16 protein-coding genes are annotated in these 14,604 nt (G+C 41.9%); 3 read left to right on the forward strand and 13 right to left on the reverse strand.

Annotated elements, in window-relative coordinates; all coding sequences use genetic code 11:
- The 4 genes from rplD to R2Q85_RS17090 form a co-directional block, all read right to left on the reverse strand.
- Nucleotides 1–630, reverse strand: coding sequence for a 50S ribosomal protein L4 (rplD, locus tag R2Q85_RS17075; RefSeq protein WP_316813005.1), 630 nt, complete (start codon nt 628–630; stop codon nt 1–3).
- 4 nt (nt 631–634) lie between these two features.
- On the reverse strand, nt 635–1,252 hold the full coding sequence (gene rplC, locus R2Q85_RS17080) for a 50S ribosomal protein L3 (RefSeq protein WP_316813006.1): 618 nt from the start codon (nt 1,250–1,252) through the stop codon (nt 635–637).
- Nucleotides 1,253–1,435: 183 nt separating this feature from the next.
- Entirely contained in the window at nt 1,436–1,831 is a 396-nt protein-coding gene (locus tag R2Q85_RS17085; RefSeq protein ID WP_316813007.1) for a DUF1634 domain-containing protein, read from the reverse strand.
- The gene (locus R2Q85_RS17090; protein ID WP_316813008.1) at nt 1,828–2,664 is read right to left on the reverse strand and encodes a sulfite exporter TauE/SafE family protein; all 837 of its coding nucleotides are present in this window, start codon (nt 2,662–2,664) and stop codon (nt 1,828–1,830) included. The genes R2Q85_RS17085 and R2Q85_RS17090 overlap by 4 nt, the downstream gene beginning before the upstream one ends.
- Nucleotides 2,665–2,752: 88 nt before the next feature.
- Between R2Q85_RS17090 and R2Q85_RS17095 the strand changes: the two genes are divergently transcribed.
- Complete coding sequence (locus tag R2Q85_RS17095) at nt 2,753–3,361, forward strand: hypothetical protein (RefSeq protein ID WP_316813009.1); 609 nt, start codon at nt 2,753–2,755, stop codon at nt 3,359–3,361.
- 68 nt (nt 3,362–3,429) lie between these two features.
- Here R2Q85_RS17095 and rpsJ read toward each other — a convergent pair whose 3' ends face one another.
- From rpsJ to R2Q85_RS17125, 6 genes are all read right to left on the reverse strand, one after another.
- Nucleotides 3,430–3,735: a 30S ribosomal protein S10 gene (gene rpsJ / locus R2Q85_RS17100; RefSeq protein ID WP_008244591.1), complete on the reverse strand. Its 306-nt coding sequence runs from the start codon at nt 3,733–3,735 to the stop codon at nt 3,430–3,432.
- A 65-nt stretch (nt 3,736–3,800) separates the two neighbouring features.
- On the reverse strand, nt 3,801–5,915 hold the full coding sequence (fusA, locus tag R2Q85_RS17105) for an elongation factor G (protein WP_316813010.1): 2,115 nt from the start codon (nt 5,913–5,915) through the stop codon (nt 3,801–3,803).
- Between the two features lie 17 nt (nt 5,916–5,932).
- On the reverse strand, nt 5,933–6,400 hold the full coding sequence (gene rpsG / locus R2Q85_RS17110) for a 30S ribosomal protein S7 (RefSeq protein ID WP_012780771.1): 468 nt from the start codon (nt 6,398–6,400) through the stop codon (nt 5,933–5,935).
- A 16-nt stretch (nt 6,401–6,416) separates the two neighbouring features.
- Nucleotides 6,417–6,830 carry a 30S ribosomal protein S12 gene (gene rpsL / locus R2Q85_RS17115; protein WP_010599925.1) on the reverse strand — a complete coding sequence of 138 codons (414 nt, stop codon included), beginning with the start codon at nt 6,828–6,830 and terminating at the stop codon, nt 6,417–6,419.
- Between the two features lie 167 nt (nt 6,831–6,997).
- The gene (locus R2Q85_RS17120; protein ID WP_316813011.1) at nt 6,998–8,149 is read right to left on the reverse strand and encodes an acyloxyacyl hydrolase; all 1,152 of its coding nucleotides are present in this window, start codon (nt 8,147–8,149) and stop codon (nt 6,998–7,000) included.
- 5 nt (nt 8,150–8,154) lie between these two features.
- On the reverse strand, nt 8,155–8,376 hold the full coding sequence (locus tag R2Q85_RS17125; RefSeq protein WP_316813012.1) for a VF530 family protein: 222 nt from the start codon (nt 8,374–8,376) through the stop codon (nt 8,155–8,157).
- A gap of 114 nt (nt 8,377–8,490) precedes the next feature.
- On the opposite strand from R2Q85_RS17125, the gene R2Q85_RS17130 reads away from it, so the two are divergent.
- Complete coding sequence (locus R2Q85_RS17130; protein WP_316813013.1) at nt 8,491–9,132, forward strand: hypothetical protein; 642 nt, start codon at nt 8,491–8,493, stop codon at nt 9,130–9,132.
- Nucleotides 9,133–9,674: 542 nt separating this feature from the next.
- Here R2Q85_RS17130 and R2Q85_RS17135 read toward each other — a convergent pair.
- The 3 genes from R2Q85_RS17135 to R2Q85_RS17145 form a co-directional block, all read right to left on the reverse strand.
- On the reverse strand, nt 9,675–11,636 hold the full coding sequence (locus tag R2Q85_RS17135) for a M1 family metallopeptidase (protein WP_316813014.1): 1,962 nt from the start codon (nt 11,634–11,636) through the stop codon (nt 9,675–9,677).
- 67 nt (nt 11,637–11,703) lie between these two features.
- Nucleotides 11,704–12,441, reverse strand: a complete 738-nt coding sequence (locus tag R2Q85_RS17140; protein ID WP_316813015.1) for a hypothetical protein — start codon at nt 12,439–12,441, stop codon at nt 11,704–11,706.
- A 63-nt stretch (nt 12,442–12,504) separates the two neighbouring features.
- On the reverse strand, nt 12,505–12,858 hold the full coding sequence (locus R2Q85_RS17145; protein WP_316813016.1) for an arsenate reductase: 354 nt from the start codon (nt 12,856–12,858) through the stop codon (nt 12,505–12,507).
- A gap of 230 nt (nt 12,859–13,088) precedes the next feature.
- Between R2Q85_RS17145 and R2Q85_RS17150 the strand changes: the two genes are divergently transcribed.
- Nucleotides 13,089–14,603, forward strand: coding sequence for a sensor histidine kinase (locus R2Q85_RS17150; protein ID WP_316813017.1), 1,515 nt, complete (start codon nt 13,089–13,091; stop codon nt 14,601–14,603).
- Nucleotide 14,604: the final 1 nt, after the last annotated feature.

Here is a 14,604-nt window from a genome sequence, read left to right on the forward strand (position 1 = left end):
TTACTTGGCAAATGCCTCCTCCAGTGTTTTAACAGAATCCGCAGTTAACAAAAGCTTGCCACAGTTTAATACATCATAAGTATTCAACTGATCTGCAGTAATCACTTTCACTTTCTGAAGGTTTCTGCTTGATAAATAGATATTGTTATTTTGTGAAGGTAAAACCAACAAAGTCTTTTCGTTAGTCAGGTTTAATGCGCTAACCAGATTAATGTAGTTTTTTGTTTTGATCGTATCAAAAGTAAAATCTTCCAAAACCACTACGTTATTGTCTTTTGCCTTGTAAGATAAAGCAGACTTACGTGCCAGTGATTTTAATTTTTTGTTCAACTTAAAGCTGTAGTCACGTGGCTGAGGGCCAAATACACGACCACCACCATTAAACAATGGAGATTTAATACTTCCGGCACGAGCACCACCAGTACCTTTTTGTTTATATAATTTACGGGTTGAGCCAGCAATCTCATTACGTTGTTTAGACTTGTGCGTACCCTGACGCTGATTGGCCAGATACTGTTTAACATCTAAATAAATTGCGTGGTCAACAGGCGTTATGCCAAATACCGACTCAGGAAGCTGCACCTTGGCACCTGTCTCTTTTCCTGAAATGTTTAATACTTTAACTTCCATCTGCTTACTTATCTAAGATTACGTAAGAACCCTTAGCTCCTGGTACGGAACCACTAACTACAACCAGGTTTTGATCAGCATAAACTTTCAAAACCTGTAAGTTCTGAACCTTTACCCTGTCACCACCCATTCTACCTGCCATACGCATACCTTTAAATACACGAGAAGGATACGAAGCAGCACCCAATGAACCCGGGGCACGCATCCTGTTGTGCTGTCCGTGAGTTTGTCCACCAACACCACCGAAACCATGACGTTTTACAACACCCTGGAAACCTTTACCTTTTGACGTACCAACTACATCCACAAAATCACCTTCATTAAAGATGTTAACCGTTACAGTATCACCTAAATTTAACGATTCTTCAAATGGCTCAAATTCAACCAGTTTGCGTTTTGGGGTAGTTTTTGCTTTCGCAAAGTGGCCTTTAAGAGGCATGGTAGTGTTCTTTTCTTTAGCTTCATCGAAACCTAACTGAACTGAAACGTAACCGTCTTTCTCTTCGGTCTTAACCTGTGTTACAACACAAGGCCCAGCTTCGATCACCGTACATGGTATATTCTTACCATCGGCGTCGAAAATGCTGGTCATTCCTACTTTTTTTCCAATAATACCTGACATTTTCTTTTTTTAATTTAACACCCATCGAAGCAGTAGGGCTTCGTTCAAGGTGGATACACATCCCCGTTAAGGGACGGCAAAAATAGGAAAGAAATCTTAATTTTCAAATAGTTAGCTAATTATTTTTTCAAATAAATGCTAAAATTTTGTTTTAACCGGGCAGCACATGATTCAGCGCCAGTTTTATCCAACCAATTGATCACTCAAACTAAACAGGATGACGCATAAAACGAACAATCCGATCAGAACATATAAATAATCCCGTTCAATAAGGAAGCTAAAAACAGAAAAAACAACCCTGGCGATAGGTGTAAAAATCAGCAAAACGGTTCCAAATTGTACAATTGCAGCACCATCCATCAGCTTTACACCTGCTAAAATAGCAGCTATCGAAGCGTATCCTGATTTCCCGGGGTTAAATTCCCTGTAATCCACAGCATGATTATGGTTAAAAAACAAGTAGACAAAACCACCAATAAGTACAACACTCACCGAAGCGATCACGCCGACCCGCAACAAGCTCCCTAGAATGATCTGTATATCTTTGTCGGCGAAAAAATTCTGATCTTCTTTATTCATAATCTACCTGATAATCCGTTATAAATCATTTGAAGTGCTAAAAAAGTAACCACAACTGCAAAAACTACTTTCAGTTTATCCGTATTTGCCTTCACCAGGATCTTCGACCCGATTGTAGCACCCAGCAATACCCCCACAGTTACCGGCATCGCAATACCAGGATCGATCTGTCCGCGGTGCAGGTAAACAATTGCGCTCGCCGCAGCGGTAACCCCCATCATAAAATTGCTGGTCGTAGTCGAAACCTTAAAGGGAATACGCATGATGTTATCCATGGCAATCACCTTCAGCGCTCCGGAGCCAATCCCCAGCAAGCCAGAAATAATACCCGCAACAAACATCATTAAAAATCCACCCGCAACGTTGTGCACAGCATATTTTTTAACAGTTCCGTTCAGCGGGTAAGTCCCGTTCAGCTTAAAAAAAACCGCCAGTTTGCCAGAAGTATCGTTATCCGAACGGTCTACTTTTTTCCTTACCATCATCGCTGCAGAGAACAAAAGGATCGATCCAAAAATCACAGCGATATAACCAGGATTAATAAATACCGTAATCACCGCCCCGATAATCGCACTGACCGTAGTCGCTATTTCCAGGAACATCCCTATCCGGATGTTCGTGATTCCCTCTTTCACATAAGCAGCCGCAGAGCCGGATGAAGTCGCAATTACGGATATAATAGATGCGCCAATCGCATAGTGGATGTCGACACCCAGAACCAAAGTTAACAGGGGAATAATGATCACCCCCCCTCCCAATCCTGTTAGCGAACCAACTAATCCAGCTAAAAAAGCCCCTATCAAAACGATAATTGTGAATAGTAATACCGACATTGCTGCAAATATACTATCTGCGGCCCGAACACAATAAAATTAAGATATGATTGTTAAATTAGACATGAACCTTTATCCATATTTGAAGATGAAAAAAATTCTATTCCCAATTGTTTCGGCTTTAATACTTAGCATAAGCGCTCAGGGCCAGACTGTTCCCGATTCCGCTAAGGTAGATCCAAGCCTGAAAGGACAATACCAGCTCCTGCTTTCCAAATCAAGAACCCTGGATGGCTACAAACTGGTAAATCCAAACCGGATGTCATCGTTCTGGCAAAACGTAAGAGATACCCTTGCCACCCAGCAAAGACAACTGAGCAGCACCAGGCAGAAAATAAACCAGCAGGAAAAAAGCATTGCTGACTTAAAAGTGCAGATCAGCGGAAAAGAGAATACCCTGGCAAACGCCAATGCCAAGGTAAACGAGATTAGTTTTCTGGGCATTTCTTTTACCAAAGGAACCTATAATACGATGGTCTGGAGTCTGATTATTGGCCTCGCTACCGCCTTAACTATCGTTATATTAAGATCTGCAAAGCATATCCATGAAGCCAGGTACAGGAGCAGCTTATACGAAGAAATCTCCCAGGAATACCAGAGCTATAAAACCAAGGCAAATGACAAAGAGAAGAAACTTGCCCGAGAACTTCAGGACGAGCGCAATAAACTCGATGAACTAAGAAGCCGCGGCAAATAGGGCCTAAAAAAACAAAAAAAGCCTTCCCGATTATTTCGGGAAGGCTTTTTTTTATCGGTCAATAGTAGTTATACTTTGATCTCTACTTCAACACCGCTAGGCAATTCAAGTTTCATTAAAGCATCAACCGTTTTTGAGTTAGAGCTATAAATATCTAACAAACGCTTATAAGCACACAATTGAAACTGCTCACGTGCTTTTTTGTTCACGTGCGGTGAACGTAAAACAGTGAAAATTTTCTTTTCTGTAGGCAAGGGAATTGGTCCACTCACTACTGCGCCTGTAGGCTTAACAGTTTTTACGATTTTTTCGGCAGACTTATCTACCAGATTATAATCGTAAGATTTTAATTTGATTCTGATTCTTTGGCTCATGATATTTATGAATTAAAGCCGCCGGTTAGAGCTATTAATAACCGGCAGCCAATTTATTTTAAAAATTAATCTATTGATTTAACTTTTCCTTTTGATTTTGCAATCACCTCTTCCATTACGTTTCTAGGAGCTGGCTCATAATGATCAAACTCCATGGTTGACGTTGCACGGCCTGAGGTAATCGTACGCAACTGTGTTACATAACCAAACATCTCTGAAAGTGGAACTAATGCTTTGATTACCTGGGCCCCTGCCCTCGTGTCCATACCTTGCAGTTGACCACGACGACGGTTCATGTCACCCATTACATCACCCATGTTCTCTTCAGGAGTAAGGATTTCGATCTTCATGATAGGCTCCATCAATACAGGGCTACACTTAGGCAATGCCTCACGATAGGCCATTTTAGCAGCAAGTTCGAAAGATAAAGCATCTGAATCGACTGCGTGGAATGAACCATCAATCAAACGAACCTTCATGTCTGGCAGTGGATAACCAGCCAATACCCCATTCGCCATCGATGCTGCAAATCCTTTCTCTACAGAAGGGATAAACTCACGAGGGATTGAACCACCAGAGATCTCGTTTACAAACTGCAAACCGCCTTTTTCGTAATCTGCATCAATAGGAGAAATCACAACCTGAATGTCCGCAAATTTACCACGACCACCAGATTGTTTTTTATACACCTCACGATGTTGAATAGTACCATTGATGGCCTCTTTGTAAGCAACTTGTGGCGCACCCTGATTAACCTCTACTTTAAACTCACGTTTTAAACGATCGATAAGGATATCTAAGTGAAGCTCACCCATACCAGAGATTACAGTCTGACCAGTTTCCTGATCTGTCTGTACCCTAAAGGTAGGATCCTCTTCGGCCAGTTTAGATAAACCAATACCCAATTTATCAATATCAGCCTGAGTTTTAGGCTCAATAGCTAAACCGATAACAGGCTCAGGGAAATCCATAGATTCCAGAACAATCGGATGTTTCTCATCACAAAGGGTATCACCTGTTTTGATATCTTTAAAGCCTACAACCGCAGCAATATCACCTGCACCTACATTAGGAATTGGATTTTGTTTGTTGGCGTGCATCTGGAAGATACGTGAAATACGTTCTTTGTTTTCAGAACGTGCGTTATAAACGTACGAACCTGCTTCTAAGTTACCTGAATAAACACGGATAAAACACAAACGACCTACGAAAGGATCCGTTGCAATTTTAAATGCTAGAGCTGCAAAAGGTTCTTTTTCGTCTGGTTGACGGGTTATCTCTTCTCCAGTGTCTGGATTAGTACCGGTAATACCTTCTACATCCATCGGTGAAGGCAATAATTCCATTACATAATCAAGCATAGTCTGTACACCTTTGTTTTTGAAAGATGAACCACAAACCATTGGGACAATTTTAGCGTCCAATACAGCTTTACGTAATGCGTCTAAAACCTCACGCTCAGTAATTGTCTCAGGAGCGTCAAAGAATTTTTCCATCAATGACTCATCATACTCAGCCACTGATTCCAATAATTTCTCTCTCCACTCAGCAACCTCATCAAGCATATCTTCAGGAATAGGCACTTCAGTAAAGGTCATACCTTTATCATGCTCATTCCAAACAATACCACGGTTATTGATCAAATCAACTACACCTTTGAAAGAATCTTCACTACCAATTGGCAATTGCAATGGTACTGCGTTACTTCCCAGCATATCTTTCACCTGCTTAACTACTTTTAAGAAGTCAGCACCTGAACGGTCCATTTTGTTAACAAAACCGATACGGGGAACACTGTAGTTATTAGCTAAACGCCAGTTGGTTTCAGACTGAGGCTCAACACCATCAACTGCCGAAAATAAGAACACCAACCCATCCAATACACGTAACGAACGGTTTACCTCAACGGTAAAATCCACGTGACCAGGGGTATCGATAACATTCACATGATAATTTTGACCTCTGTATTTCCAGTTAACTGTAGTAGCAGCAGAAGTAATGGTAATCCCACGTTCCTGCTCCTGTGCCATCCAGTCCATCGTAGCTGCACCTTCGTGCACCTCACCAATTTTGTGACTAACACCTGCATAATAAAGGATACGTTCAGTTGTTGTGGTTTTACCCGCATCAATGTGAGCAGCGATTCCAATATTTCTTGTGTATTTTAAATCTCTTGACATTTTATGATTCTATATAATTAGAAACGGAAGTGAGAGAACGCTTTATTGGCCTCAGCCATTTTGTGCGTATCTTCTTTTTTCTTAACCGCTGCACCTTCACCTTTAGCTGCTGAAACAATTTCACCTGCTAATTTCTCTTTCATTGTTTTTTCACCACGTTTGCGTGCATATGAAATTAACCATTTCATACCCAATGCAATCTTACGGTCAGGTCTTACCTCGGTAGGAACCTGGAAGTTTGCACCACCCACACGGCGTGATTTCACCTCTACAGCTGGCATTACGTTAGATAAAGCACGTTTCCATACTTCTAAACCATTTTCACCTGCTTTTTTCTCAGCAAGTTCAACAGCATCGTAAAAAATAGAATAAGCGATAGATTTTTTTCCATCAAACATCATATTGTTTACAAACCTTGTTACCTGAACGTCGTTAAATTTTGGATCAGGAAGGATAATTCTCTTTTTTGGTTTTGACTTTCTCATTTTTCTTTCCTCCTAATTATTTCTTTTTACCTTTTGCAGGAGCCGCAGCTGCTTGTCCTGGTTTAGGGCGTTTAGTACCATATTTTGAACGACGTTGGTTACGACCGGCAACACCTGAAGTATCCAGTGCTCCACGGATGATGTGATAACGTACACCTGGTAAATCTTTAACACGACCACCACGGATCAATACGATCGAGTGCTCCTGTAAGTTGTGACCTTCTCCAGGGATGTAAGCATTAACCTCTTTACCATTGGTTAAACGTACACGTGCAACTTTACGCATTGCTGAGTTTGGTTTTTTAGGGGTAGTGGTATATACACGTGTACATACACCTCTTCGCTGTGGACAGCTGTCCAACGCCGGAGACTTACTCTTGAACTCCAGTGCTACTCTACCTTTTCTAACTAATTGTTGAATGGTTGGCATTGTTCCTTTTTACTTTTTTATTTATGTTTAAAAACTATACCCCTCAATAAGGGACTGCAAAGGTAAGACAATACATTTTATAAATCAAGGGGTTAACGGAAATTTAATGTGCTAAATAACAAATGCATCCTGACACCCTGTTTATTTTCAAGGAAAGGCCTTCAGGCTTAGGGCGTAAAAATCAATCCGAAACCCACAAAATCGGCTTCTGTCTGATGGATATATATTTTTGCCTGAACCGCCGCCCAGTTCAGCACATTATATTTTAATCCGGCTGTCCAATAGGTTTTGATATCCTGAACACTGTTGTAATGCAGGTAATAGCCATATTTCGCCATCAAGCCGAGTTTACCCATCCACAAATCCGGGCCGGCAGCCAGCCCTACCCTCCACCTGTCGTAAGAACCGGCTTTTGACTGATAAGTCTCAACGTTTCTTAAAGGATCATATATGGTATGGTAATATACCGCATCAACACCCGTACTTAAACCCAAAACAGCATTCAGGCGATAATTATAGCCTGCATATAAACCGGTTTTATATAACCCTCCCTTGCTCCTGTAAACACCACGCCGTCCAAAAGCAAGCCCGATGTCCACACTGTGTTTCTTATATTCAGCCGGCCTGCTCCAGAACGCTGTATCTTTAGCCGAAGCAGTTTTTAGTGACTGGACCACTCCCAGGCTCACACTACTTACATTCATCCCATTATTTGGCACGCGGGTACCTCCGTTTGAAAAATGAAGGATATCCAATCCGGCTGATAATTTTGTAGCTGGCCCGATCCGTGTTGCCAGCTTCAGCGCAATCCTCGAAGAAAAATTGAGGTGACTGCCTACCAGTACATTCTCATTGGTAAACCAGGTTTCGCCTAAATAACCTAAGCCCAGTCCAGGTGTAACAAACAATTCTGTGTTTTTGGTCTTCAGCAATGAAAAATTGAAGGCTGCGATCAAGGCATACGAATCCCCAAACCTGTCCGGGCGCGGATCCGACACCATCACAATGTCGCTCATGTTTTTATAATTAAACACCAGGTCAAGGCTCTTTAAATTTAACATTTTCATCCAGGGCCTCGGATTGGCAACCGTGTTCATATGGTAAATTAATTCGCCACCATAGGCCGTACCTGTGAGTTTGTTTTGTGCAGTAAATACCCCAAGGGATACCTGCGGAGAAAACTCTATACTGTTCCTGACTCCCTGTTCTTCCTGCGCATGCAGATCAAACGAAAAAATAAAGTAACATAAAAAGAATAGAAAGGACTTGGATTTAACTGGTTTTGGGATGCTCATTTTAAATTTGGTTGGCTCAATCATTGATTTTAATGAAATGTATTCAGGTATAATTTCTCTACCTTTTTACGGGCCCAGTCAGTTTTGCGCAAAAACTTCAGGCTCGAGTTCATGGTGGGATTATTGTTAAAACAGGCAATACGCACCAATTGTCCTAATTCCTCCCAACCATAGTGCCAAACTAACTGTTTCAATATAAATTCCAGTGTTTTGCCATGTAGCGGATTATTTGCCTGTTCTTTTACTGCCATAGCGCAAAAATAATAAGAATAACTAGATTTGCGTACAAGCCTGGTCAATTCCTGTCAACACATCAATACCGGCCATTGAGCAACAATTAAAATTATAAAAATAAATCAACCCATATGGATTTAAAACTAGGCGATTTTGTTCGTTTCGTAGACGAGAATATCGAAGGATATATTACCCGGATTATCGATAAAGATACCATTGGCGTAACAGACTCCAATGATTTTGAAATACCTGTGCTGGCATCAAAAGTGACCTTAGTACATGGAGATGTCCATGATAATGATGTGGTAGTCAACAAAGCCAATGTGGCAATTCCTGAAGCAGAGTTTAAAAAAGAAGGCATTTATCTGGCCCTTGTTACAGATCAGCACAGCAATTCTGTTGCACATTTCCACCTGGTCAATGAAACTTCCTATCAACTCCTAAGCAGTCTGACCACGGAAAAACAAGATCATTTCAAAGGTGAGTTTGCAGGCATTGTTCCGGCAAACACTGCAAAAAAAATCTATTCCGCCCAATTGGGTGATATCCAGATCTGGCCAGCATTCAGATTAGAGCTATTAACGCATACCAATGCAAATGTTGAACCTAAGCCTGCTATCATTTTCCACAAAAGTATTAAAGGAAAAGATCTTTCTGTAGCCAAAGAAGAAATTCCACTGCTCAACCAGAAGGGCTGGCTGATCCGTCTTGATGCACCGCAAACAACAGTTGATCTGGAAAAACTGAAAGAAAGGTTTCAAGGTCAAAAATAACCATTCTCTTCTAAGGCTGCACAATTGCGCTGAAGAAGCGCAAAGGTGCTAGGCCTTTTCAGAGAAGGTAATTTTTTTGTCAAGCATGATGCAGAGCAGATAATTTTTATTTTAAGCAGGATATAGAGCAGGTAATCTTGTTCTAAGCAGGCTGCGCTATACCAACAGGCCTGTCCTTATCCTTACCATCTGCTCTGGCCCTTCATCAACTACCTATTTTGATCGCATCACAGTCATGTTCCGTTCGGTTATAACCGAAGCAAAGCCGAGGAAAACCCGACCAAAATACGGCCCGATACCGGGTCAATAGAGGTGCGACAAACCATCAGGAAGACAGCTACAGACCTGTAAGGAAGAAGCATAGAACAATTGTGTAATGACGAAAGGAACAAGGCTACCCGGCCGAAAGGGAGCTAGCCTATTGAAAGAGATATAACCACCCTGCTGAAAGGAAAATATGTCTTCTGTGAAGCGGCATAGCGTCTTTTTCGTTTTTCTGTTAAGGAAAAACGAAAATTATGCAGCCGCAGAACAGAACGGCCTTATTTTCCCTTCCAGGAATTATTTTCCTCATTCACATCCGGCAATACCTTACCCGGATCTAAAACAACCGACACAAGCTCTTCAGTTGTTGGATAAAAAACCGTCCAGATCTTATTCCTCATCCATACATCAACCCTTACCCTGACAACCTCCTTTTTACCACTTTTTGTGGTGACCTCCAGTATAATCGGCATAGGCATCTGCTCCAGGTTGGCTACCACAATATCATATCCGGCAATGGATCCTTTAGCCTCCCTCACCTCCACAATTGCCTGGTCCATTTTCCGGTTCTCTAAAAACCAGCCCCTCCAAAACCAGGAAAGATCTTCACCAGCCCCGTTCTCCATAGAACGGAAAAAATCAAATGGCGAGGGGTGTTTATATGCCCATTGATCGATGTAATTTCTAAAAGCATAATCAAAACGGTCTGGCCCAAGGATCTCATTTCTTAAGATCTCCATCCCCCAGCCCGGTTTGTAATATAAGTTCAAACCGATATTTGCTTCTTTCATCGCATCCGGACTTAGCATAATATATTCCGCTGCCGGATTCGCAATGCGCTGGGCGGCCCTGTGCATATCGGCAGGTTCAGCATTATACTCCCCTTTATTAAAAGCAGCAGCAGACAAACCATTGATAAAAGTATTAAAACCTTCATCCATCCAGCCAAATTTACGTTCATTACTCCCCACAATCATTGGAAACCAGGTATGGCCAACCTCATGGTCTATTACCCCCCAGGCAACAGCCCCCTTTGCATTCCAGCCACAAAATACAATCCCGGGATATTCCATACCACTTACATTACTGGCAATATTTACAGCCATTGGGTAAGGATATTCAAACCATTTATCAGAATAATGCTCAATAGCAGCCTTTACATATTCAACCGCTCTTCCATAGCCATCCTGTCCATTACTCTCCACAGGCTGGGCCGAAACTGCCATCGCTTTTTTCCCGCCTGGTAAATTGATACGTGCCGCATCCAGCACAAATGCCTTCGATGAAGCCCAGGCAACATCGCGGGTATTCTTCATCCTGAACTTCCAGGTAAGCTTGTCCTTTGCCGGACGCGACTTAGGATCTGTCACTTCAGCTTCCGAGCGTATCGCCAGGGTTTTATCACTTAATTTTGCGGCGTTCCATCGCTGCAACTGCACTGTAGTAAAAACATCCTGCGGGTTCAGCAGCTCGCCAGAGCCCATTACAATATGACTGCCGGGAGCGGTTACCGTAAAATCCACATCACCATACTCACAGTAAAATTCGCCGGCGCCCCAATACGGTACAGTATTCCAGCCCAATATATCATCATAAACACTCATTCTTGGAAACCATTGGGCAATGGTAAATATTTCACCATTCCTGGTAGTCAGACGTCCCATCCGGTCCGAGCCGTTAACCGGGATCACAAAGGAAAAATTCATTTTGATGCTGATCACATCTCCACCTGGCGCCATAGCTGAAGCTAAGCGGATCTGCATACGCGTGTCTTCAGTAAGCGTAGTGAACTTTACCGGTTTCATTTTTTTTGTAACCGTAATGCCTTCAATTTTGTAGCCCCCGTTCAGCAGTTCTCCCCGCGAACCATAACGGCTCCCGGAAGCAATTAAAGCATTGCCACGTGAATCCGGCGAAAAAAGATTCTGATCCAGTTGCAGCCACAAAAAAGGAAGCTTATCCGGACTATTGTTTTTGTAGTTGATCGTAATGCTTCCTGAAACGGTATGCTTCAGCTCATCAAGCTCAGCAACGATACTATAATCTGCACGGTTCTGCCAGTATTTCGGACCCGGGGCACCGCTTGCAGAACGGTATTCATTTCCATTCTGTGTATAAAATAAGGGGCTGAATGCGGCATGAGGATCATAATTACTTACGGGAGGATTTCCTTGCTGTGCCAAAACACCCAAACTCCATACACCTAACAAGCCCCATAATAAAGCTGATTTATAAATCATATAAAATGTTGGTTTTTTAATAAAGGTATAAAATGAAACGGGAGCCAATCCTATGGTAACGGTTTTATTAATTAGCCTTCAGCATGGGCATCGGAACGATCCTTCTTTGTTCGGGAGGCAATTTTAACCAGGTATGATAAGCCTTGACCGTATACAAATCATAATTAAAGGGCCTTTCACTTTTAACCAGTTCCTCCGGAGGCCTGTACATCGCCATGAAATCTTTAAGGTCCTGGCCTTTAAGCTTTACCAGATCACTTACATAAGCCTCAGTAAAAATTTCATTGATCTCTGTCTGAAAACGGTCCCGTTCTTCCAGCAACCTGATTTTCTCCTGTTGCCGTTTATATTTGCCATAACCCAGATTAAACAGCAATCCACCGGCCCTGTCATTATTTCCTTTCCCCTGAAGTCCATCAGGAGCAAGGCGTTTATAAGGTCTTGCCAATGGATCGGGAGATAAAATAGAAGGATTTATCTTTGAACCTACAATCTGCACTTCTTTTAATGCAGTTGAATTCCCGGGCAGGTATATCGTTTTTGGTGATAAATTAACTAAATATAAAGTATCCGTATGGTATCCCATGAACGAAAACTCCAGCAAATCGCCCAATTTAGCTGCAATGCTGAACTGCCCTGCTGCTTTAGTTAAGGTCAACTGGTTGTTGCTTAAATTTCTAACCTTCACATACTGTAATGGAAAAGTACTGTTGTCAAAATCGAACACCGTTCCCGAAACAGAATTTTGTGCCATTAACCACAGCGGGGCAACCAATATCAATAGCAGGAACAGTTTTCTAAGCATGCTCAAATGTAGCGCTGTTAAGGCGGCAAAACTATAATTTAACAAAAATTAACAAGAAAGGTTTTAACCCTGTTTCAAAACTGCTGCATACTGATCTTCATTAAAACTGATCAGCACAGGCCTGCCTTCCAGCTCAATCACAGGCCGCTTAATTGCACTGGTATTTTGGAGTAAAACTTCTACTGCTGTTTTTTGATCAGTCACGTTTTTCTGAATTTCAGGACTCAGGCCTTTCCATGTGGTTCCTTTTTTATTCAGGACCTGCTCCCAGCCAAAAACCGCACACCATTCGTTCAGCTTTCCGGCGGTAATGCCTTTCTTCTTAAAATCATGAAATTCCGGGTTAAAGCCATTTTCTTCCAGCCATGTCCTGGCTTTTTTTACAGTATTGCAATTTGGTATTCCGTATACGATCATGTTTACAAAATTAGAATTTATTTTGCTGTTTTTTTCAGTAGTTTTTATTGGCTATTTGCCTTCAAGCTGCCTTCGCGGTTTCATTTGCCAGATGGAGCCTTTGCTGTCGGGTTCATCACTTTTTTCCCCGGTTTCATCACATTTTAAAAATTGAAACCAGCAGTCTTTGTACTATTGCAATACAATAAACTAAAAACCAATATCTTGAAAAAGATCATATACCAATAGAAATGAAATTAAAAGATCTTTCAAAAATCGAATTCTGGATTGCTACAGGCCTTTATGGCTTCGCCATTTTATTACTGATCTCCAACTCCGGAGAAAGAACACCCAACCATACGGAGTCCCTGATGAGAGGTGCAGATCTGCACTACTCCTATATCTCCAATTACCTGTTCCCCGAATTGTTCCGTTTTTCTATTCTGTACTTCAGCTTTTTGCTCTTAAACTTTTGTATCCTGCCCGCCTTGTTTAAGCCGAAAGACAGGACCTTGGCAGTTGTCATTTTAATTTGCCTGTTCCTGGTAACCGGCCTGGTTACCAGCGTTGTTTATACCTACAGTAAGGAATATATGTTTCCTGACTTTAGTACCTTAAACGAGGCATATAATTATTTTTTTCTCAAAGGATTTAGCTACGCCGCATGGCTGATTCTGATCATCGGCATTTACGCAGCCCTTAAAAAACTGATCATTTATTTTAACGATAAAGATAACCGTCAGTATGATCCCAATAACCGCATGAAGCTGGAGGCGGTATTTGGAGGTGCATTCTGGTTTGTGGGCCTGCTCCTGCTGATTGCGACTTCCTCGCCCTTTGGTGTAATGTTATGCTGGACACTGGTAACCTGTTCCACTGTTTGCATCATCATCTTTTCCATTTATTACCTCATTCCGCAGGTAAAACGTGAAGGCAAGACCTTTCGCCACTATTTTTGGAAAATATGCTTAATTGCCATCGTATCCTGTGTGCCGCTGGTACTCCTCGCACTCCTGTATAATAACCGTGCGGAAATGGCAGTAGCGGTTATCGCCTTTCATGTCCCTACCCAACTGATCATCAGTACCACCTTGTCCTGGTATATCTACAAAAAAAGAAGTGCTACCAATGCAGAGCTGACCAGTTTAAAAACAGAGCTCGGCCGGTCAGACGCGAGCCTGAGCTTCCTCCGTTCGCAAATTAACCCTCATTTTTTATTCAATGCATTAAACACCCTTTATGGCACCGCACTGCAAGAAAAAGCAGAACGAACCGGAGAAGGGATTCAAAAACTGGGCGACATGATGCGTTTTATGCTACAGGAAAACCTGCAGGATAAGATTTCTTTAACCCGGGATATCGATTACCTCAATAATTATATCGCCCTCCAAAAGCTAAGGACCTCCCGTTCTTCTTCCATTGTGATCGAGACCCGCATTGATGAGCAGCCCAGTGATTTTCTGATTGCCCCGATGCTTTTAATACCCTTCGTAGAAAACGCATTTAAACATGGCATCAGCCTTCAGGAACCCTCACACATTAAAATAACCTTACAAACCAAAGATAACACACTCTATTTTGATGTACACAACACCATTCATTTAAAAAATGAAAATGATCCCGAAAAAATGCAAAGCGGCATTGGTCTGCAAAATGTAAAACGCCGGCTCAGCCTGCTTTATCCCAATCACCATGAACTCCTCATCAGAGAAAGCGCCAGAGAGTTTTTTATCCACCTTACCCTGCAATTACAAAGAAATAGCTAAT

This window comes from Pedobacter heparinus, from assembly GCF_032678725.1.
In the GTDB taxonomy this organism is placed as follows: Bacteria; Bacteroidota; Bacteroidia; order Sphingobacteriales; family Sphingobacteriaceae; genus Pedobacter; species Pedobacter heparinus_A.